The organism is Pantoea sp. GW821-FHT03E06, assembly GCF_059420725.1.
Map to the genome: position 1 here is coordinate 3,373,211 of NZ_JBWKUG010000001.1, position 22,491 is coordinate 3,395,701.

18 protein-coding genes are annotated in these 22,491 nt (G+C 44.9%); 16 read left to right on the plus strand and 2 right to left on the minus strand.

All coding sequences use genetic code 11. The annotated features are described in order from the left end of the window. Positions 1–22: 22 nt before the first annotated feature. The 16 genes from AC07WB_RS15705 to rfbC all read left to right on the plus strand — a co-directional run bounded on the left by AC07WB_RS15705 (position 23) and on the right by rfbC (position 18,934). Positions 23–823, plus strand: a complete 801-nt coding sequence (locus AC07WB_RS15705; RefSeq protein WP_494940800.1) for an ABC transporter permease — start codon at positions 23–25, stop codon at positions 821–823. Positions 824–834: 11 nt separating this feature from the next. After that, a complete protein-coding gene (locus tag AC07WB_RS15710) occupies positions 835–1,485 on the plus strand; it encodes an ABC transporter ATP-binding protein (RefSeq protein ID WP_494940801.1) in 651 nt (216 codons plus the stop codon). A 14-nt stretch (positions 1,486–1,499) separates the two neighbouring features. Continuing rightward, the gene (locus tag AC07WB_RS15715; protein WP_494940802.1) at positions 1,500–2,702 is read left to right on the plus strand and encodes a Wzz/FepE/Etk N-terminal domain-containing protein; all 1,203 of its coding nucleotides are present in this window, start codon (positions 1,500–1,502) and stop codon (positions 2,700–2,702) included. 152 nt (positions 2,703–2,854) lie between these two features. Continuing rightward, positions 2,855–3,568 carry a hypothetical protein gene (locus AC07WB_RS15720; protein WP_494940803.1) on the plus strand — a complete coding sequence of 238 codons (714 nt, stop codon included), beginning with the start codon at positions 2,855–2,857 and terminating at the stop codon, positions 3,566–3,568. Positions 3,569–3,573: 5 nt separating this feature from the next. Further along, on the plus strand, positions 3,574–5,997 hold the full coding sequence (locus tag AC07WB_RS15725) for a glycosyltransferase family 2 protein (protein ID WP_494940804.1): 2,424 nt from the start codon (positions 3,574–3,576) through the stop codon (positions 5,995–5,997). A gap of 161 nt (positions 5,998–6,158) precedes the next feature. Next, on the plus strand, positions 6,159–7,943 hold the full coding sequence (locus tag AC07WB_RS15730; RefSeq protein WP_494940805.1) for a hypothetical protein: 1,785 nt from the start codon (positions 6,159–6,161) through the stop codon (positions 7,941–7,943). A 1-nt stretch (position 7,944) separates the two neighbouring features. Continuing rightward, positions 7,945–8,604: an acylneuraminate cytidylyltransferase family protein gene (locus AC07WB_RS15735; RefSeq protein WP_494940806.1), complete on the plus strand. Its 660-nt coding sequence runs from the start codon at positions 7,945–7,947 to the stop codon at positions 8,602–8,604. Between the two features lie 27 nt (positions 8,605–8,631). Continuing rightward, positions 8,632–9,306 (plus strand): inositol monophosphatase family protein, encoded by a 675-nt coding sequence (locus AC07WB_RS15740; protein WP_494940807.1) that lies wholly within the window; start codon positions 8,632–8,634, stop codon positions 9,304–9,306. A gap of 4 nt (positions 9,307–9,310) precedes the next feature. Next, positions 9,311–10,855 (plus strand): N-acetylneuraminate synthase family protein, encoded by a 1,545-nt coding sequence (locus AC07WB_RS15745; RefSeq protein WP_494940808.1) that lies wholly within the window; start codon positions 9,311–9,313, stop codon positions 10,853–10,855. A gap of 276 nt (positions 10,856–11,131) precedes the next feature. Beyond that, positions 11,132–12,037 (plus strand): glycosyltransferase family 92 protein, encoded by a 906-nt coding sequence (locus tag AC07WB_RS15750; RefSeq protein WP_494940809.1) that lies wholly within the window; start codon positions 11,132–11,134, stop codon positions 12,035–12,037. Between the two features lie 86 nt (positions 12,038–12,123). Beyond that, complete coding sequence (locus tag AC07WB_RS15755) at positions 12,124–14,142, plus strand: glycosyltransferase family 2 protein (protein WP_494940810.1); 2,019 nt, start codon at positions 12,124–12,126, stop codon at positions 14,140–14,142. Further along, positions 14,130–15,158 carry a glycosyltransferase family protein gene (locus AC07WB_RS15760; RefSeq protein ID WP_494940811.1) on the plus strand — a complete coding sequence of 343 codons (1,029 nt, stop codon included), beginning with the start codon at positions 14,130–14,132 and terminating at the stop codon, positions 15,156–15,158. The genes AC07WB_RS15755 and AC07WB_RS15760 overlap by 13 nt, the downstream gene beginning before the upstream one ends. 287 nt (positions 15,159–15,445) lie before the next feature. Then, positions 15,446–16,519, plus strand: a complete 1,074-nt coding sequence (rfbB, locus tag AC07WB_RS15765) for a dTDP-glucose 4,6-dehydratase (protein WP_494940812.1) — start codon at positions 15,446–15,448, stop codon at positions 16,517–16,519. A 1-nt stretch (position 16,520) separates the two neighbouring features. After that, the gene (gene rfbA, locus AC07WB_RS15770) at positions 16,521–17,402 is read left to right on the plus strand and encodes a glucose-1-phosphate thymidylyltransferase RfbA (protein ID WP_097096116.1); all 882 of its coding nucleotides are present in this window, start codon (positions 16,521–16,523) and stop codon (positions 17,400–17,402) included. Between the two features lie 9 nt (positions 17,403–17,411). Then, entirely contained in the window at positions 17,412–18,299 is an 888-nt protein-coding gene (rfbD, locus tag AC07WB_RS15775; RefSeq protein ID WP_494940813.1) for a dTDP-4-dehydrorhamnose reductase, read from the plus strand. A 59-nt stretch (positions 18,300–18,358) separates the two neighbouring features. Next, a complete protein-coding gene (gene rfbC, locus AC07WB_RS15780) occupies positions 18,359–18,934 on the plus strand; it encodes a dTDP-4-dehydrorhamnose 3,5-epimerase (protein WP_097096114.1) in 576 nt (191 codons plus the stop codon). 80 nt (positions 18,935–19,014) lie between these two features. On the opposite strand, the gene AC07WB_RS15785 is transcribed toward rfbC, so the two are convergent. Continuing rightward, positions 19,015–20,259, minus strand: a complete 1,245-nt coding sequence (locus AC07WB_RS15785; RefSeq protein ID WP_494941081.1) for a capsule polysaccharide biogenesis protein — start codon at positions 20,257–20,259, stop codon at positions 19,015–19,017. Positions 20,260–20,272: 13 nt separating this feature from the next. Continuing rightward, positions 20,273–22,390 (minus strand): capsule polysaccharide biogenesis protein, encoded by a 2,118-nt coding sequence (locus AC07WB_RS15790; RefSeq protein WP_494940814.1) that lies wholly within the window; start codon positions 22,388–22,390, stop codon positions 20,273–20,275. Between the last annotated feature and the right edge of the window lie 101 nt (positions 22,391–22,491).

Consider the following 22,491-nt stretch of genomic DNA (forward strand, 5'->3'; position numbering starts at 1 on the left):
TACCATAAGGTCATAATTTCCTATGTTTAAACCCGTTCTTAACCAAACACCGCGCAGCTCGTTTCAGGTGCTACGCGATGTCACCTTTGGCCTGCTTATCCGTGAATTGAAAACCCGCTTTGGCAGCTACCGACTAGGGTATGCGTGGGCCTTATTGGATCCATTGCTGATGATTAGCGCGTTTAGCCTGATTTTTGGCATGCGCGGACACAGTGGGTTTGGCGGGGCACCTGCACCCTTATTTATAACCGCCAGTTATTTACCCTTTTTATTTTTCCGAAATGTGGTGAGCAAACTGCAATCGGCGGTCAGTGCGAATAAAGCCCTGTTCTGTTATCGGCAGGTCACACCGTTCTCCACTTTTGTTGCTCGCTTTATTCTCGAAGCCATTATTGGCCTGTTTGTGGGCTGCGTACTGGTATTGGGATTATTATGGTTTGGTTTTGATGCTATTCCGCATGATCCTTTGCAGGTCATTCTTATCTATTTCTTACTGATGATTTTTTCATTTTCACTCGGTATAAATTTTTGTGTTCTAAGTAATTTATTTAAAGAAGCAGATAAGTTCCTCAGCCTGATGATGATGCCACTGATGTTTATCTCCTGTGTTATGTATCCCCTTGCAACCGTACCACCGCAGTTTCAGCACTGGTTTATTTGGAACCCGCTGGTACATGCCGTTGAGCTGATACGCTGCGGCTGGATAGCGGGCTATGTCAGCCCTGACGTCAGCTGGAGCTACCTAATCAGCTTAACGTTAGTGCTACTGACATTTGCCATGAGTTGCTATCGCCTGAGCCATCGTCGACTGCTCGCCAGCTAGGGCTTAATAAGATGATTATTCTTGATAACGTAACGAAGTATTATCCCACCAAATTTGGCCGCAACTATATATTGCGTGACGTGAGCCTGACATTACCGCGCAATCGCAATATCGGTATTTTGGGATCGAACGGAGCAGGAAAATCCACCCTGCTGCGCCTGCTGGGCGGGATGGATATGCCCAATAAAGGGAAGCTAACGCGTCACTGCCGTGTTTCCTGGCCACTCGCTCTTGGCGGTGGTTTTCAGGGCAGTATGACCGGACGAGAAAATACCCGCTTTGTCTGCCGTATCCATGGTGTCCGCGACACACTGGCTATTGAAGAGTGGGTGAAAGAGTTCTCAGAAATCGGCCAGCATTTTGAATTGCCGATAAAAGCCTATTCCAGTGGTATGAAATCAAAATTCGCATTTGCCATGAGCATGGCCTTTGATTTTGACATCTATCTGACTGACGAGATTACCTCAGTAGGCGATGCCCGCTTTAAACAGAAGTGCATTGACGTCTTCACAGAAAAACGCCAAACAGCAAACCTGATTATGGTCACACACGATATAAAGAATTTACGCCAGCAATGCGACATGGGAATAGTGCTGCGTAATAACACTCTTGAGATGTTTGACGATATTGAAGATGCCATCCGTATTTATCAAAATTTATAACAAGCCAATAAATCATGAACCAGCCAACTCGTTCCAAACCCGCTTCGTGTTTAAAGCGCAAACTTAAAAAATTAAAAACCAAGCCTAAAAGTTTTATTGTTGATTCTAAAGGTTACAGCCTTGCTCATCGTTCCTGGAAAAAAAGCCTTAAGCTTGGCAGCTTTCTCTGGGTAGTAGTCTGTTTTGCCATAGCCGGAATCTACTTTGGTTTTATCGCCTCCGATCGCTATGTCAGCCGGGCTGAGATCGTCGTAAAGCAAGCAGACCAGCTTAAAATGTTGCCCGATGCCCTATCACTACTGGGTCTGGGTGGTAGTAATCATCAGGATGTGCAGCTTATCCAGGAGTATCTTAAATCTCCCGATCTGCTGGCTAAGCTGGATAAAGAATTGGGCTTGAAAGCCCATTACCAGAATCACCAAGTAGACTTTTTTTCCCGTCTCGGTAGCAACATCAGCCAGGAAGCATTCCTAAAATATTATCGCGATCATCTGGCGCTGCGTCTGGATGAAATATCCGGCGTAATGACAATCGAACTGCAGGCCTTTGAGCCAGCGTATGGCCAGAGAGTCATCAAATTGATGTTGCAAGAGTCCGATCGCTTCATTAATAAACTGGGACACCAGGTAGCGCTGGAACAACTCGCCTTTGTTGAAAAAGAAGTCGGCCGTGCTTACCAACGGCTTCAGGCCGAGAAAGTCAAAGTGCTGGAGTTCCAGAATAACCACCACCTGATTAGCCCGGAATCTACCAGCAGCGCCCGCTTGGGTGTGGTAAGCCAAATTGAAGGCGAATTGGCGCGTCAGCAGGCACAACTGAAACAGTTACAAAGCTACATGAACGAAACGGCACCTGCCGTTATCTCTGCGCAGGCCACCGTCAATGCATTAACTCAGCAGCTAACGCAGGAACAAAACCGCTTAACGGGCGTTGATAAAAACGCAATGAATGAAGTCACCGCCAGTTATTTAGATGTACAAACCCAGGCGACACTGGCGGCGGACATCTATAAAACAGGGCTTATTACCCTTGAGCAGTCCAGAGTCGAAGCGTACCGCAAACTTAAGCATCTATTGGTGGTTAGCCAGCCTTCGCTCGCTGAAGATGCTGAATATCCGCGACGTCTGTATAACTTAGCCACCGTCGGCGTACTGCTTAGTTTGATGTATGGCTTGATTGTGATGGGACTGGCTACTTTGCGTGAGCATCAGGACTAATAAATCATCGCTTAGATGCATGCTTATCAATCTCTTAATTCATGATTCCATGGTTAAGACGCGTCACTAAACATTGTATTTTATCTATTAGTTATTCATTGGTCAGCCTGACTGATTTTAATTAATTCATAGCAAATTAAGAGTTATTATCTGTGGTCAATAAACTAAATAGCCGAGCAGTAGCAAAAAAAGCCCTGCTCAAGCAACCAACAAATGCGCAAGAGCATCTTAAGGTACTACAGCATCAACTTCGTGGACAAATGCTTGAAATTGAGGCATTGCAACAGCGAATTGAGATGAAGGAACAGCAAGTTGCAAGACAGCAAACCGATTATGAAGTGCGTCTCAGTGAATTGGTGAAACATAATGAGGAGCTGGAAGTTAATATTACTGAACGCTTTAGTGAGCTGGCAATAATGACGCGTCATGCTGAGCACTTATTACGTAGCTTGCAACATAAAGAACAACAGCTGCAGCATGCAAAAAACCGGGTGCAAAAGTTAAAAAAGACAGCCTCGTGGAAGCTAACCACTCCAATTCGTGCCCTTGGACGAGCCTTTAAAGACGCGCCCAAAACTAAATCATTGAACATGAAGAACATCGAATATATCGCTGCCTCTGGCTTGTTTGATGAAATTTGGTATCAAAATAGTTATCCTGAGGTCAAGGAATCTGGTTTATGCGCCATTGAGCACTATATAAAAATTGGCGCTAATAAAGGATATAACCCAAGTGAATTGTTTGACACTAATTGGTACTTAACAAATTATGAAGATGTTGTACAGAGTACTATTAACCCATTACTCCACTACATCTTGCATGGAAAGGCTGAACAACGTCATTGTTTGTCAGATAATATGAGGTAATAACAGTGACAACTAAATTAAACCCAGAAAAATCCCTTACGAATTTTGATGCGGAATGGTATTTAAAAACTTATCGCGATGTAATTCAGACGGGATTGCCAGCAAGAGAACATTTCAAACGATATGGCAAACTATTGGGACGTAAACCTTGTTCTGAATGGGTTTCAGAGCCAGCACTTACTTTACCACCCACCGGAATCGATCTGCCTTACATTGCTCTAAATCAACTTTCAGTAGACCCTATAAATTTATATAGCTGGAAGTCAGAAGGTGACGACCCCTACTTTATCATTGATTTAACCCACCAAAAAAGAATGGGAAGAGGCTGGTATCAACTTAACCTCACTATGCAATCTTCAGAAAAACAGGGGCTGGCAAAGTTGTATCTTGATACAGGAAAAGGTTTTAATGAGTTGGAAACCATCTTTTTACCTTACAAGAATTCAACTTCTGCCAGTCGCCTTTTTTATCTGGACTCACCTCTTTTAGCATTGAGGTTTGACCCACTTGAGGAAAAATGCATATTTTCTATAAATCAGTTTGAGATAATAGCAGTAAAGGACAATTGTGTTGAACAAGAATTATTATCTCGGATTCAACATGAGCATCAAAATTACCGAGATATGGAGTTAACGCACATAAAAGAAGCATTAATTTCAGAGGGTGAGGCCTTATTGTTAGATCGTTTGGTGGAACTCTATAATGAAACCTTCACTATATCATTCTCTTCCGTTGACTATGAAGAGTGGATTGAAAACATAGAAACACCATCTCTTCCAAATATCTCAGAAGTTGATTCTTTACTTGCAGAAATGAAAAAGCCACCTTTAATTTCGGTGATTATACCAGTATATAATCCAGCGGAAATATACCTGCGAGCCTGTTTGGATTCAGTACTCGCGCAAAGTTATCCGCACTGGGAGTTATGTATTGCAGATGATAAATCACCTAAAGGACATGTCCTACGTGTATTGCGTGAATATGAAGCCAAAGATACACGTATTAAAGTAGTTTATCGTCAACAGAATGGCCATATTTCAGCGGCATCAAACAGTGCGCTGGATATTGCTACCGGCGAATATGTCGCATTACTGGATCATGATGATGCTCTTCCCGAGCATGCATTATTGTTTATGGCTCGAGCAATCTGCGATCAGCCAGAAACACAAATCCTCTACAGTGATGAAGATAAACTGAACGGACGGGGCGAACGATTTGATCCCCATTTTAAGAGCGACTGGAACCCGGATCTGTTTTTCTCACAGAATTATGTCTCTCATCTGGGGGTATATTGCCGAAGCCTCCTCAAAAAAATTGGTGGATTTCGCCTGGGAGTAGAGGGAAGTCAGGATCATGATTTGCTGCTGCGCTGTCTGCCACATGTGTCTAATGAGCAAATCGTACATATTCCTCGAGTACTTTATCACTGGAGAAGCATCGAAGGTTCAACGGCCCGAGCCTCAGGCGAGAAAAGCTATACCACCGATGCTGGTATCAAAGCATTAGGCGACTACTTTGCCACTCAGCAACCGGGAGTAAAAGTTGAAGCCGGACTGGTAGCAAATACTTACCGGATTCGTTATCCAATACCTAAAACAGCCCCTCTGGTTAGTTTACTGATTCCTACACGGGACAGGCGTTCACTGACCGAGACAGCTGTGCGCAGTATTCTTGAAAAAAGCACCTACACTAATTTTGAGATCCTCATTTTGGATAATGGCAGTGTCGAAATCGAAACACTGGAATTTTTCAGGCAGATTCAACGGGAAGATCACCGCGTCAAAGTGCTCAGATATGACCATCCCTTTAATTACTCAGCGATTAATAATTTTGGCGTTGCCCATGCCAAAGGCACTATTATTGGCCTTGTGAACAATGATGTGGAAGTAATTAACTCCGAATGGTTAACTGAAATGGTGAGCCACTGTCTACGTCCTGAAATAGGTTGCGTCGGCGCCAAGCTTTATTACAGTAACGATACCTTGCAGCATGGAGGTGTAATTCTTGGGATTGGTGGTGTAGGAGGTCATTCTCATAAGTATTACCCACGTCAGCATCCAGGTTATTTCAGTCGTTTATTATTAACTCAGACATTGTCTGCGGTTACAGCTGCTTGTCTGATTATTCGTAGAGACGTTTTTGATACAGTCTATGGGCTTGATGAAGAAAATCTTAAAGTAGCATTTAACGATGTAGATTTTTGTCTCAAGGTGCGAGAAGCAGGATATCGAAACCTTTGGACTCCTTATGCAGAACTCTATCATTACGAGTCAATAAGTCGTGGTTCAGAGGACTCTCCTGAGAAACTTTCACGATTCACTCACGAAATGAATTTTATGAAAAAAAAATGGGGAAAACTGCTTAATATTGATCCCTATTACAGTAATAACCTCACCAACACCAGGGAAGATTTCTCTCTAAGAAAGTAATTTCTTTAACCTTCATTAAAATAATTTATTAGAAAGAAAAATCACCTTCCTTGATTGGCAACTTCATAAAATGACATAAGCCATTGATGCTAAACACATCACCATATGATTCAATTAATAAACAGGCTTAAGTAAAAATCTATTCAAGCGAGAAACACCTTATGGCGCACTATATTGAAGCTAACCTTATCGACCCAGAAAAACCTGGCAAATTAAAAGCATCTTTAGACAATCCAGAATGTGGATATCATGATAATGGTGATATATTTATAAATGGTTGGGTGTTACCTGAAGACCCCTTAAAGAATAACATAAAAGTCATCATTAGAATAAATGAAGGTCAGAATCACAAAGACTATGAAACGATTAGTGTTTCCAGGCCTGATGTCTTTAAAGCACTACTACCCGACATACTACTCCCAGAAGAAGTAATGCAAGTCGGGTTTTCTATTCGAATACCATTTATAAAAAATATAAAAGCAACTGTAATTATCGTCAAAGAAGGACAAGAGTTACCTTGGTATAATTTAAATATTTTTTCAGATGGAGATATTATTCACTTCATTCAAAATATCAAGAGCCCCACCAAAAAACCAATTAACACTATAGATTTAACCTCTATCATTCCGTTTATAAAAACTTATTTCCCTCATACGTTTCATCAATGCAACTCAGCAATTACACGCAGTCACGTGAAATCATTACAGACAGCAGTAAGTAATGATGAATTTATCATTGCGCTTTATAACTCAGATAATGGCTACGTAAATTGCCATCAAAGCAAGATTAGTTTCACAATACATAATTCTAAAACTCATGGCGGGAATGTATTTCTTTTTTGCACAAATAAATCCGGCATGAGATTCATCATTCATCAACATGTCACTTCAATTGACGGCATTTATTACCCCGAGAAAGGCGTTTACTTTTCTTTTTGTCACGGTTCCGAATGTAAAATACCAGTGATAATTAACATCATATTAAATGGCAGTAATCACTTTCAGCCCGGATTAATAAATTCAACGGGATTTCTTGTTGGACATGGCCGCCCATATCATTTTATGTATGATGGAATGCTAGGTCTCGAAACAATATACCAGCATACAAAAAAAATAGAAGAAGACGTCCAGTTTTATACACTGAATGAGTGTTCATTCATTGATGCACCAAAAATATACAACTCAAGACAAAGTGCTAAATTCGTGGCTCCTGAATATCTTAATCATATTGAAAAAAAGGGAACATTAATAATCAAAATAGGTGCTTTATTTGGCAACGGAGCTAAAGAAAAAATTGTTGTTGAAAAAATACAAAATCTGGACAAAAAAATACATACATATGTTAAAGACATTAGAATTTACGATGATATACATGGGTTAAAAAAACACTTCCCAATTATCTGGATAGGCATCACAGCTCAGAAACGAGCATGGTTAGAACAGGTGGATGGATATGCAAATATAATAAATAGGTTATATGAGTCTTTCCCAGGCATGGCAGTAATTTTTGATGGTTGGACGTCCACTCTGGTTCCGCTTCAACGCGATAAAGTTGAAACAGAAAGCGATAATGTTATTATTGAAGAAATAAAAAAGCAAATACCTTCTGATATAGCTACAATTAATTTAATTGGCTCTACAATTGACAAGAAAATTCGCATTGGTTCATTTGTTGATTGTGCAGTTGTTAATTATGCCACAGGTTCAATAAACATTTCTCGTTTTTGTGGCCGTCCATGCGTAACTCATATAAGTAATAGTTTCCGCCCCTTACGTTATGAGCATATTCATAAAAATGCACTACATATAGCTGAAAAATATATCACCGATGTTAATGATGGCGAACTAAGGCCGGATTCAACGAGTTATCATATTGAATGGGAAAAAATATATGATGCATTACTCTTGCATTTAGGCCAACAAAAAATTATTGAGAAGAGATGGTAAAATGAATAAAACAGTAGCATTTGTCCCTTTAAAGTTAAATAACGAGCGTTTACCACATAAAAATACCAAGCTATTGAGTGACGGCACACCTTTATTATCTCTGATCTTAGCCACCTTAAAAAAGGTTGAAAATATCGATGAGATTTATGTGTATTGTAGTGATGAATCAGTGATTAAGTATTTGCCCTCCGGAGTAAAGTTTCTAAAACGTTCAACCGGTCTTGACCTATCTACGACAAAAATTAATGAAGTATTAACCTCATTTGCTCGTGACATTCAAGCTGATTTTTATGTTCTGGCACATGCAACCGCCCCCTTTATCACGGCTCTAAGCATTCAGACCGGTGTTAAAAAAGTGAAGTCAGGTAATCATGACTCAGCACTAACCGTGCACAAAATGCAAGAGTTTATTTGGCAAGATGGCGTACCTAAGAATTACGATTTAGCTGCAGTGCCAAGAACACAAGATTTAGAGCCGATATTCATAGAAACAACTGGATTATATATATATACAAATGACCTTATTTTACAACGTAATACCAGGATCGGTGACAATCCATATTTGATTGAAGTATCTACAATTGAAAGCCTTGATGTTAACAACCCAATTGATTTCGATATTGTCGATGCCGTTTATTCCCACTCATTAAAAAATGCGTAGTAAAAAATGAAAACACATTGTAGTGAAATGATTAAAATCATTAGAAAGAATCTTGATAAAATAATTTCATTAAGAGGAAGCCTTACTTTAAAGTCTGATAACAGCTATGTTAGCGAAGGCGATATTTTTGTTCAAAATCTTACACTCGAATACTTTAATAAAACTCTCCCTCATCACATATTAATTTCTGAAGAGTTTGCTCCATATGATGATTTCATTTGGTACGAGCAAGGAAGTTATGTCGTATTGGATCCTATCGACGGCACTGAAAATTTTGTCTCCGGCCTCAAGGAATGGGGTGTAGGAATAAGTATTTACACTGACGGAGTACATCAAGAGTCTTGTATTTATTTACCAGAACTGAATGATTTCCATATTACCGGCATGCCATCAATTCACCATCGTTCGCGTATTAGAGGTTTGTCTTCATCCCTGACTAAGCAGGACCTCTTACAGCTCGAAGAGGAGTTTGAATACCGTATTATTGGCTGTTCAATGTATAACATGCTTGCCGCAGTGCGTGGTGCTTATGCCAGTTTTGAAAACGTAAAAGGTGTGAATTGTTGGGATATATTGCCAGGATTGAATTTTGCACTTGAGCATGGGTGCATAGCAATGGTAAATGGCGAAAAATATCATGGTCAGATTCTTTTCCCAACTCAAAAATATAAAATTAGCATAACAAAAAAATTAATGAGATAGATGTATGAACAAAATTTTAAAAAGCATAATCGCTGATAAAAAAGAGCGTGACATTGTCATTATTGGTAAAGGTCCTAGTATTGATAAAATTGATCTCTCTTTGCTTAAAGACTGCATTGTAATTAACACTAATGACTCAGAAATTATTTACCCTGGTGATATAGCCATTTTCCATCACGGTTGGGTACTTGATATCTTTGATGAGAATGCTCCGCAATGTAAACTTTATATTTCAGACCGAGTTTTACCACCAGAAGCGAACAGTATTCACGCTGAATATGTTCCTTATACACCAGAAACCGCTGATTTCTTACTACATCGTTTCTTTGAAGATACCATCCATGTTGAAAGCGCAATTGTTATATCAGCATTGAAAATTGCAAATATTATTTCAAAAGAAGAAACTAAAAAGAGAAATGTTTATCTCCTTGGTTTTGACTTTACTGCTAAAGATGGTTTTACTAGTAAAATCCCTTCTGCTTCTAAACATGCTGAACCTGAGTATCAGGAGCGTATCATTAGCAGTCAAGAGCAACTATTAAAAATGCTTTTGGCTGAAAAGTCTCGTTTGAAAATCAATATCAATCACGTTGGTAATAAGAGCTATAGTATCTATTCTGTTGAGGCCTTTAATCAGGTATTTTCTTCCCGCTGTAACGGCGTGACATTACCTAATAACATTCTAAAAAAAGATACTAGACAGGAGTTTAGCGTCAAAGTTGTAGCTGAAATCACTACCAATCACTTTGGTGATATGGATCGCCTTAAATCGATGATTATTGCAGCAAAGCGTGCGGGTGCCGATTATATAAAACTGCAAAAACGCGACGTTGAAAGTTTCTACAGTAAGGAAAAATTAGACTCTTTATACAATTCTCCTTTTGGCACAACGTTTAGAGAATACAGGCATGGTATTGAACTGAACAAAGAACAATTTTCTTTTGTTGATGCTTTTTGCAAAGAAATTGATATCGGTTGGTTTGCATCAATTTTGGATATGCCATCTTATGATTTCATTAGGCAATTTAAGCCTGATATGATTAAACTGCCCTCTACAATATCTGAACATACAGATTATCTAACTGCTGTAGCAGAGGACTTTACTAATAACGTCGTCATCTCAACCGGTTACACTGACGAGGAATATGAGAGATTTATCCTTAGCAATTTTAATAACGCTCAAAACATATATCTTTTACAGTGCACTTCTGCTTATCCTACGCCAAAAGAAGACACTCAAATTGGAGTGATTAGGCACTATTATAACTTATCAAAGAAGGAATCGCGTATTATACCAGGTTTTTCAAGCCATGATATTGGAAGCATGTGTTCAATGATGGCGGTAGCTGCTGGTGCTAAGATGATCGAAAAACATGTTAAGTTTGGCGATGTTACCTGGTCTCATTTTGATGAAGTGGCTATTGATTTGGTTAATGGTGATTTTGATCGATTCGTCGCAGATATTCGCACAGCTGAACGGATTGTTGGCAGTGAAGTGAAAGAAATTCAGTCAACAGAACATCACAAATACTGGGTCGCTCCGAAATAATTAATTTCCTTGCCGTTAAAATTATTTGTGCCATATAGTTTTACTCGCATTAGTAAACATCACGATACAATAGTGTCAATTAAAAATAGCCTGTAAAAACCACTCTCACTTTAACTGCGTGTTCACTATAAATATGCTCTTATCGATCCTGCAGACTTTGGTGCTTAACTTTGATAGTTAAATAGTCTGGTTTGCAGATTATAACTTTACTCCTGTATATGAAAAAATTTTCACCTTGTGCTAGTACAGGGTTCGACCAAAAAATTGGATAACCTTTTGAACCTATATATTGCAGCCATCATAAAAGATGAATACTCAGGCTTACTTGAATGGATAGCCTGGCATCGCGTTTTAGGCGTAACGGGTTTTATTATCGCCGATAACGGAAGTCGTGACGGAAGCAGAGAACTACTCGCCTCCCTGGCGCGCCTGGGAGTGGTCACGGTATTCGATCAACCTAATCTCGATAATCAAAAACCGCAGATACCGGCTTACGATCGCATTTTGCGGAGCTGTTCCCGCGATATTGATTTGCTGGCCTTTATCGATGCCGATGAATTTTTATTACCGCTATCAACGGACATAAATTTACCCGAATTCTTTGGTGCGCGCTTCGTGGATGACAGTGTTAGCGCTATTGCTCTTAACTGGTCTAACTTTGGCTCCAGTGGAGAAGTGTTTGCTAACGAAGGATTGGTTACAGAACGCTTTACCAAGCGTGCGCCGCTAAAATTCAACGTTCACCATAACTTCAAGAGTGTAGTGAGGCCGGAGCGCATCAATCATTTCCATAACCCTCACTTTGCTAATCTGCGTTATGGCCGTTATATCGATGCGCGGGGAAATGATCTGGTTCCTCATCCCAAACACAGTTACGGAGTGAGTAACGAAGTCATCTGGGACGGCGTGCGCGTTAACCACTACGCCGTCAAATCCCTGGAGGAGTTCCTGCTCGGCAAGCACCTGCGCGGCAGCGCGGCCACAGCTAATCGCGTTAAACATAAAGCCTATTTCAAAGCCCACGACCGCAATGATGAAACCTGCTTACTTGCAGCGTCACTGGCACCCAAAGTGAAAGCGGAAATGGCGCGGCTACAAGAGCTACTGGATGCCCTGCCCGAAGAAATACCGCAGAAAAAGCCATCCTGGCTGGGTAAGCGAATGAAAACCTTGCTGGGTTGAGCTGCACCACACCTTTTATATTCCCGAATCACCTTTCAACAGGAGCCCGGAGGCGGCCTTCCCTCTCCCGGTCCGTGAATTCTCATATGCATAATTGCCACTGGCAGCCTCTGGCGCTACCCACTTCCTGGTCAACGCGCGCTGGCTGGTTACTTATTCAGGGAACTCTGCGCACCCATCAACCGCGCGGAGAAACCCGACTGCGCTGGCAGTGTCGCCGGGGAATATGGTACGAGCAGATTCTGCCGATCACACGCCGTGGCACCTTACAGGAAATGGTCTTCCTGCCAATGGGAGCTAACCAGCTGTTTCTGCTTGCCAGTAGCGAAGGAGCGGATTGCCAGTTTGAGGTTATCCGCCTTGCACGCATATCTTCACAAGAAAGCCTGTGGCGCCGGTTGCGTCGGGTATGGCCTTTTTATCAGCGGTTGACCGCACACAAGCGGAGGCGGCTGGGGCTGAGCTGGCATTTATGGTTTACCGATTTGCAGCAGGCCTATGATCTGGTGGGTAAGATTCGCGATGACAAACCGCTACACGCCTACGAACACTGGCTGGCCAATTTTGATCTAATACAGCACGGCGAGCGCCGGGCCATTGAACGCCTGCTTGCTCGCTGGAACACCCTTCCCCGTGTCTGTCTGCATCTGGTTAACGGCAACGATAACGCGGCTCGTCGGCGCACACTGGCCAGCATTGCAGCGCTTTGCTACCCGACAGATCTCGTCACTGTGGTTGAACATGGTGCGACGCCATCGCAAACCAACAGACCTACCGGTGAATGGCAATGGACGATCCCAATGGGGGCAGAGCTGGCTCCTGCAGCTCTCGTCTGGTTGGCACATCAGCTAAGGCAAACGCCTAATGCGCAGTGGATTTACGGCGATCATGATCTGCTGGATGACAAAGGTAAGCGTAATGCGCCAAATTTTAAGCCGGACTGGAATGAGACGCTGCTGCAGAGTCAAAACTATATCGGCTGGTGCGGCATGTGGCGCGAAGACGGCACATCACACATCCCCCAAAATGAGGGAGAGTGCCATGGTTGGTGGCTGCAGCTGTCCAGCCAGCATGAGACTTCTCATATTGCACATATTCCCGCGCTGTTAATGCATTTGCCTGCTGCCGCGCAACAGCCTGATGATTATGAAAATCTTGCGCGTCAGTTATCCGCTTTCCCGGCCGGGGTTGTCGTGGAAGCTGCTCCTCACGGTATCTGTCGCTGGCGCTGGCCACTGCCAGCAACCTTGCCGCGGGTCTCGGTGATTATTCCCACCCGCAACGGCCTGACGCACCTTAAAGCTTGCATCGAAAGTGTCGCGCAGCAGACCCGCTATCCTAATATCGAAATGGTGGTGATGGACAACCAGAGCGACGATGTTGCTACTCTTGCTTATCTGGAGCAGATCAGCTCGGACTATGGCGTACGGGTTATTCGCTGGGATAAGCCGTTTAATTATTCAGCTATCAACAATGCTGCGGTGCGCGAGGCAACCGGTGAACTTGTTTGCCTGCTCAATAATGACACCGAAGTACTCAACCCATTATGGCTGGATGAGATGGTCTCACATGTTCTGCGCCCTGGCGTGGGCGTGGTCGGTGCCCGACTCTATTACGCCGATGGACGTATTCAGCATGCAGGGGATGCCGTCGGACCAGGCGGCTGCGCCGACCACTTTCACAGTGGCCTGGCTGCCGATGAACCCGGTTATCAGCGCCGAGCGGTATGCGCGCAGGAACTGTCGGCAGTGACGGCTGCTTGCCTGTTAACCCATCGCCAGCTCTTCCTCGATCTGGGCGGTTTGGATGAAGTTAATCTGCCAGTGGCATTTAACGACGTAGACTATTGTCTGCGCGTGGGTGAAGCGGGGAAACGGATCGTGTGGACACCGTTTGCTGAACTTTATCATCATGAATCAGTATCTCGCGGAAAAGATGCCACCCCGCACCAGCTGGCGCGTGCACAACGTGAACTGCGATATATGAAAAAACGCTGGGCGCAGCGGTTAAAACACGACCCTGCTTACAATCCTAACCTGAGCTATGACCGTCCTGACTTCTCCTTAAGTCATGCTCCCAACGTGGTGCTCCCATGGATGAGTTAATCAGAAAAGCACTCTTTAGACCCTACTTAAGGTTGAATAAGCAGAGTATCGACAATCAACATGATGCCTGGTCTGAATGCCGCTCATTATTAATTCTGCATGAGGGAGATTCGCCAACGCTGGCGTATTTTGCGGAGGCAATAAAATGTCGCTTTCCCGCAGCAGAGTGCCAGTTAGTAGATACGTTAACGACGCCGGCGATGACCTTTGATAAGGGTGCCGCCATCGTGGTTATCCGCTTTATTTCCCAGCAATGGCAACGCGAAATCGAGCGTAATATCGATGCGCTCTCGCAGGTTATCTATTTTATGGATGATGACCTGTTTGATCCTTCAGCATTAGAAGCCCTGCCCAAAGCTTATCGAACCAAAATAATCCGCCGCTCTGCGTCCCAGCATCGTTGGATCACCGAACACTGCGACACTATCTGGGTTTCAACACCGTTTCTGGCGAACAAATATGCGCATCTTAAGCCAGACGTAATTGCGCCGTTGCCCCTATCCCGAACGTGTACGCAGCGGCAACCCGTGAAAATTTCCTACCATGGTTCTCGCTCGCATCAGGCGGAAAAATACTGGCTGCGGCAAGTGATCGAGGGGGTACTCACGGCGTGCCCACAAGCCAGTTTCGAAATTTTTGGCGAGCACGAAATCTATAAACTCTTCCGTGACCTGCCTCGAGTGACGATCCTGCATCCGATGAGCTGGCAAAATTATCTGGATTATACCCTTCATCATCATGTCGATATTGGCCTGGCTCCTTTGCTGGCATCAGAATTTAACCAGGCACGCGGGCCGGTGAAATTTTACGATTTCGTCCGCATGGGCGCGGTGGGCGTATATAGTAACTGCGCACCCTACAGTGATTTTATCGAGCAAAATATCAATGGCGTGCTGCTGAATAACGATCCACAGAAGTGGGTAGAAACGCTGACGCTATTGGTTAATTCCGATCAAAAACGTCAACATCTGGCAAACAATGCCCTGGCGTTTACTCAGACATTAACGAATCTTTAAATATTTTCATTTGTATTCAGCGAGTTAGATAATCACGCCATACTCCCACTTATGATCACCCTTATCTACTCAGTGAAATACCGGCAACTCTGCACGGTCTTATGCAATTTCAATTTTCACTGATTGCGTATAATACGCTGAACTTTTGAGCAGATACCTGACCCGCTGATTTCTGCCTTATCCATCCTATTAATAGTTATTAAGCGCTCTGGCAGCTCTAAGCCAGAGCGATAGCATGTTCATATTTAATTTACTCTGTACGCAGAGTCTCTTGAGGCTATTTCGAAATGAAATTCATTGTCACTGGCGGTGCGGGTTTTATTGGCTCTGCCGTTGCACGACACTTAATCAATAATACTGATCATCACGTTATTGTCATCGACAAGCTAACTTACGCAGGTAATCTCGATTCCCTCAGTGACGTTGCCAAAAATGAACGTTTTCACTTTGAACACGTTGATATTTGTCAACAGCACGAGCTGGAACGCATCTTTGCTCAGCATCAACCTGACATTGTGATGCACTTAGCGGCTGAAAGTCATGTCGATCGCTCAATTGATAAACCCGATGCCTTTATTCAGACTAACATTGTTGGTACTTATTGTTTACTGGAAGCAGCCCGCGCATATTACGGTAAGCGTCCTGCCGCGCTGAAAGAGCAATTTCGTTTTCATCATATCTCTACTGATGAAGTTTATGGCGATCTGCATGGTGTGGATGACCTCTTTACAGAAACTACCCCTTACCAGCCCAGCAGCCCGTATTCGGCATCAAAGGCCGCCAGCGATCATCTGGTACGGGCATGGAATCGCACCTATAATTTCCCGGTATTAATTACCAATTGTTCAAACAATTATGGCCCTTACCATTTCCCGGAAAAGCTTATTCCACTCACCATATTAAATGCCATCTCGGGTAAGCCCTTACCGATTTACGGTAATGGTATGCAAATCCGTGACTGGCTTTATGTCGAAGATCACGCACGCGCGCTGGTTAAAGTGGCAACCGAGGGGGCAATTGGCGAAACCTACAATATCGGCGGACATAACGAACGTGCGAATATCGATGTTGTAAAAGAGATTTGCTCAATCCTGGATAATTATATTGCGGAAAAACCAGCAGGGATTAAACACTTCGCGGATCTCATTACTTACGTGGCCGATCGACCGGGCCATGATATGCGCTATGCGATTGATGCCAGCAAGATATTTAATGAGCTCGGATGGCAACCGGAAGAGACCTTTGAAAGTGGCATTGAGAAAACCGTGATGTGGTTTTTGAATAATCCAACCTGGTGGCAACGTGTTATTGACGGTTCATATTCAGGCGAACGCTTAGGTTTGCCAGAGGAAACAAATTAAGATGAAAGGTATCATTCTCGCCGGAGGTTCTGGCACCCGCCTTTATCCTATCACTCAGGGCGTATCCAAGCAGTTATTACCGGTATATGACAAACCGATGATTTATTATCCGATTTCTGTTTTGATGCTCGCTGGCATTAGAGAAATTCTGATCATCACCACACCGGAAGATATGCCTTCTTTCAAACGCTTGCTGGGCACTGGTGAGCAATTTGGCATAGAACTATCATGGGCAGTACAACCCTCTCCAGATGGTTTAGCTCAGGCATTTATTTTGGGTGAGGATTTCATCGGTAATGATTCCTGCGCTTTGGTACTGGGCGATAATATTTTCTTCGGACAAAGTTTTGGTAAAAAACTAGAGAGCGCGGCCAGCTTAAACTGCGGAGCCACGGTATTTGGTTATCCTGTTATTGATCCTGAACGTTTTGGCGTCGTTGAATTTGACCCTGAATTCAATGCGATATCGATAGAAGAAAAACCCGTCAAGCCTAAATCAAATTACGCGGTAACCGGTCTCTATTTTTACGATAACCATGTGGTTGAAATGGCTAAACAGGTTAAGCCCTCAGCAAGGGGTGAACTTGAAATAACCACGTTAAACCAAATGTACCTGGAACAGGGTAATTTGAAAGTGGAATTATTAGGCCGTGGTTTCGCCTGGCTGGATACCGGCACCCACGACAGTCTCAATGAAGCATCACAATTTATTCATACCATTGAAAAGCGGCAGGGAATGAAAGTCGCTTGCCTGGAAGAAATTGCCTTCAATAAAGGCTGGCTAAATCAGGAACAGGTATTAAAGCAGGCTAAGCTGATGCAAAAATCTGACTATGGCCGCTATCTGCACCAGCTTATCGCCTTAGAATCCGCCACGCAGTAGGAGATCGGTATGAATATTTTACTGTTTGGCCGCAGCGGACAAGTGGCTTGGGAACTGCAACGTTCCCTCTCTCTTCTGGGGAGCGTGACGGTCGTTGATCGACACCATGAAGCGCTGTGCGGCGATCTCACCCAGCCTGAAGATATTGCTAATACCATTCGCTCTCTCAAGCCTGATGTGGTGGTTAACGCCGCGGCCTATACGGCGGTAGACACTGCAGAACAGGATAGGGAATCCGCATTGCTGGTAAATAGCGAAAGTGTGGAAGTTATGGCGCGGGAGACGGCCCAGCTTGGCGCTTTGTTGGTGCATTACTCTACAGATTATGTCTTCGATGGCAGCGGCGACCATTACCGAAAAGAGCATGAAGCCACCGGACCACTCAATGTGTATGGCCAGACTAAGCTGGCCGGTGAACACGCCATTGCTCGCCACAATCCGCGCCACTTTATTTTTCGTACCAGCTGGGTGTATGCCAGCCGTGGAAAGAACTTCCTGCGCACGATGCTAAAACTTGCTGATGAAAAATCGAGTTTATCGATTATCAACGATCAAATCGGCGCACCGACTAGCGCAAGCTTAATCGCTGATTGTACCGCCATCGCTATTCGGGATGAGATACAGCATAAATCTAAATATGGTACTTATCATCTGGTCGCTAGCGGTGAATGTTCATGGCTAGAGTATGCAAAATATACGTTTAGCGTGGCCAGAAAATATCATACAGCCATCAAGATAAATACCGTAACCAGTATATCAACGGCTGAATATCCTACTCCGGCCAGAAGACCGTTAAATTCACGACTATCCAACAGAAAATTCCAGCAGGCATTTATTGTAACCCTGCCTGACTGGCGTTGCGATGTGGCGCGTGTTGTTTCAGAACTTGTTTCTTAAGAACAAGACTTAACTCGCTAACGCACCACTTGCATTAAAACTTATTAAGAAAAATAAGCATGAAGATTATTAAAACGTCAATACCAGAAGTGATCATCTTTGAACCCACCGTATATGGCGATGACCGCGGATATTTTTGCGAAAGCTTCAATCAGCGAGCTTTCGAAAACGCAGTCGGTCGCCCCGTCAATTTTGTCCAGGATAATCACTCGAAATCGAGAAAGGGTGTATTACGCGGATTACATTATCAATTAGCCCCACAGGCTCAGGGTAAACTGGTGCGCTGCACTGTTGGCGAGGTGTTTGATGTCGCGGTGGATATCCGCCAGGGATCTGCAACCTATGGCAAGTGGGTGGGGGTAATACTCAGCGCGGAAAATAAACGCCAACTGTGGATACCCGAAGGCTTTGCGCATGGGTTTATGGCTCTGAGTGAGAGTGTCGAGTTTCTCTACAAAACAACCAACTATTACTCACCACAACATGAGCGCAGTATCCGTTGGGATGATGCAGAAATTGGTATCGCGTGGCCGAATATTGATGTTGAACTGATTATTTCAGAAAAAGATAAACTGGCCGACAGTCTTAATAGTTCATTAAGTGAACAAGCCGATTCCCTGGCAACGATAAGTTAGAAAGCATCCATTCCCCACCTATATTATAAAGGCGCAATACTTTGCGCCTTTATCTTTAATTCTGATTACGTTCCCTGCAATCACACCACATCCATTCTTTCATTCATCTCCCTGAAGACCACACTCCTTTCCCCTTCACGACGCGGTTTATCACCACCGTAATAAACCGCATTGATTTGCGTATTAGCAATGATATGAGTTCTGAACTTCTTAAATAATCCCATATCCGGTTTAAAGCTGGCATTCCAGAATTGATTCAGCTGTCCCTGATAGGTTAATCCCTGAATATCATAAAACGCGTTGCCCATGACCTTTAGCGGCTTTCCATGGATTAATGCCGAGATGCCAACGGTACTGTTGATGGTGATAACGGCTTTTGCATGATTCAGCAGTTCAGGCAAAGGTAAATCGTGAACATAGATGACTCTGCCCGCGACGCCATAATCTTTGCACAGCTTATTAATCAGAGGTGCATATAAGCGGTGCCCGCGATCCATGGGATGATGCTTAATCACTAAAAACGCATCACGCGATGCGCCCTTTGAAAATGAAAAGATCACTTCATTAATATAATCGCGCACATCTTCATACGGACTATGATTGCGAATCTGACTGTCATTGTAGACTTGCAAAACCGCGAGGAAAAAACGCTGATCCAGGCTGGACTGCAGTTGGGATAACACATTGCGCTGACGCCAGCCGTACCACTGCTTACGCCAGTAAGCCCTTACCCAGCACTGGGCTTCATACCAGGGAGAGAAGGACTTATGGTGGCGATAGTTTTTAAATTCATGGCGATAAAACCAGCCGACGGCGTAATACCACATGGCGTGGCCAATGCGCTTCTTGGTGGAAGGCTGGAAGGGTTCAATCTGCACCGCATGCATTTCAGGTAATTGGCGATAGAACTCGGGATCGCGCGGTAATGATGAGAAGGCATTCACGCCACCCTCTTCTACCGTAATAAAGTGCGGACGCAAATAGCCCTCTTCAAACGCAATAAAACGAATTCCTCTCGCCTGTGCCCAGCGCTTAGCCGCCAAATGCATAGGCCGACAATCACCGAAACATAGAATCGTATCGAAATTATATTCCTGATGCGTATCGCGCAGCCATGTCGGAAATTGTTTTTCTGATTTTAAATAAGGCAGATATTTACGCTGGCGACAGTAAAAACGATCGGCACCGTTAAATACCACATTCACGGCTTCACGATCGTGAGATTCCAGCCATTCAGCAATATCGTTAAAAAAAGGTCCCATTGGGCCCTGCAGTAAAAGATATTTTTTACCGGCCATCAGTTTTTTAAAGGCATTCCCTTTCATCACTTACCTTCATTTAAAATTGATATTTACGCAGCGCGACTTTTAGCACCATCGCCAGTTTGCGTGATTGCCGTATGGCATAGCCTTTTTTGCCGCTGCAAAGCTGCATCTGCGCTCGCGGCGCTTCATGCAGCCACGTCACCGCCTCTTCCACGCTTATCGCGTTCTGTCGTACCGGATGGATATAGGTGGGATAGGCAATCAGCGCCTGATAAACCAGGTCCGCTAGCGTTAACTGACGCTGGCGACGGCTGGAGCGATATTCGTCAACGGTCACGCCCCAGTTGGCGTAAAACGGCATGCCGTAACAGTGCACTTGCTTGCCGTGCAGTAACGCTTCAAATCCAGACAGCGAGGTCATGGTATGCAACTCATCAACGCGCTGAATGCACTGGATAATATCGGCATCAAGTGCCTGATAATCCGCTAAGCGCGCCACCTCTTCGGCGGCAATATCACCTTTACGGTTGCCGACAAGCACATCGGGATGGGGTTTATAAATAATGAACGCGTCAGGATTGCGTTCGCGTACGGTACGCAGCAGCGCCAGATTGGTATTGATGGCGAAGGTGCCGGTTGCAATCGAAGCATCATCTTCCACCTGGCCCGGCACCAGCAGCACGCGTTTGCCCTTAGCTGCTGCCGGTAGGATGAACTCCGCACCAAGGTTATATTTGCTGATTTTGGTTGCCACTAAGCGCTGGTGCAGCTGCTCGGCACGCCGCCGCTGCGCCGGGGTGAGATCGCTGTTATTCAGCAACTCTTCCAGATCGCTCGGCCGCGATGCATCGTAATAGATGCCGCGTTTATCCAGCACCAGCGACAGCGGCGCCAGCAGATCCGAGCCCAAACCGGAGGAACGCAAAAAGCCATCTTCCATACGCCAGATCGGCAGATGCCGCCCGCGCAGTTTGTCCTGCCAGCGCTGTTCATGTCGCACGCCCCACACCACGCAGGCTGTGGCCTGACGGCTGCGCGGCGCAAAACTCAAGCGATTAGCCGACGTACGCAGAAACGGTTTGAGGATGGTTGATTTCCACAGCGTTAAGCCCGGCGCCCATAAATGTCCGTGGCGCTGCTGCTGATGACGGCGCTGCAACTGTAGCCAGTTCAGCACATCAAACAGCGTCCCGGCTGTACCACTCACCGGATGAATGTAGCGGCAGTAACGCAGATAAGCCGCTGCAAACAGTTCATGCAGCGTGGCGTTGCCACGGCGCTGCGCCAGCTGTTGCGCCTTAGGATGGCGATCGTCGGTTAAGCCCCAGCCCGCATACCACGGCTGACCAAAGCAGGTCACCGGTTTACCTGCCAGCAGCGCTTCAAAGCCATACTGCGACGTCACCGCATACACCCGCGAGACGTGACGCAGCAGCGACTGCGGGCTAACGTTATCCGCCATCAGATGCACCCGCGCAGAGGCTTGCAGATGGGCGAAATAGCCGGCTTTTTTGCCCTGCAACACATCCGGATGGACTTTCACCCACACCATAGCGCGCGGGTTTTCATCCAGCGCAGCCTGTAACATCGCAGCAAAATGCTCTGCACACGCGTTGCCATATTGCACCGACACATCGTTGAAGGTTTGATCCACCACCAGCACGATTTCGCGCTTTAGCATTTCGCCCGCGCTAAACGCCGGGGCGTGATTGTATTTCGACAAATCCCCCGCCACGATAATATCCATCGCCTGCTGTGCGTCAGCATGCAGCGCCTGATTGCCAGTACGATCCTGGATCAATCGCTCCAGCGTGCTGGGCTGGCGTGCATCGTAATAGATGCCCTCACTATCCAGCACCATCGAGAGCGGCGGCGCGCCATTTACGCCTAAATCCAGCGAGCGGATAAACCCATCTTCCAGCCGCAAGATGGGTTTATCCGCCGCCAGCGCCATCTCCACCGGCTTATGCGCGCTGGGCCGATGGCCCCACACCGCAACGGTGGTGATGTCGTCAGGTATCGCGCGGCGTGCAGAGAGCTTGTGACACGGCTGTGACAGAAAAGTGCGCAGATGCGGAATGCGCCAAATGCCGGAGGAAAATATGCCGATGGAGCCTGTCTCACTAGCGGTGACAGAGGCGATCGGCTCGACGCTCTGCGCCGAACCAGCGGAGACGCGAGTTGCAGACATACCAGTTCCTGTGTGTGAAGGTGTTGCAGATTCTGTAGCAACCCCTTCATCCCAGTGACGGCATTGATACATAAGACGTAATGTGTAATCAGTCGAAAATT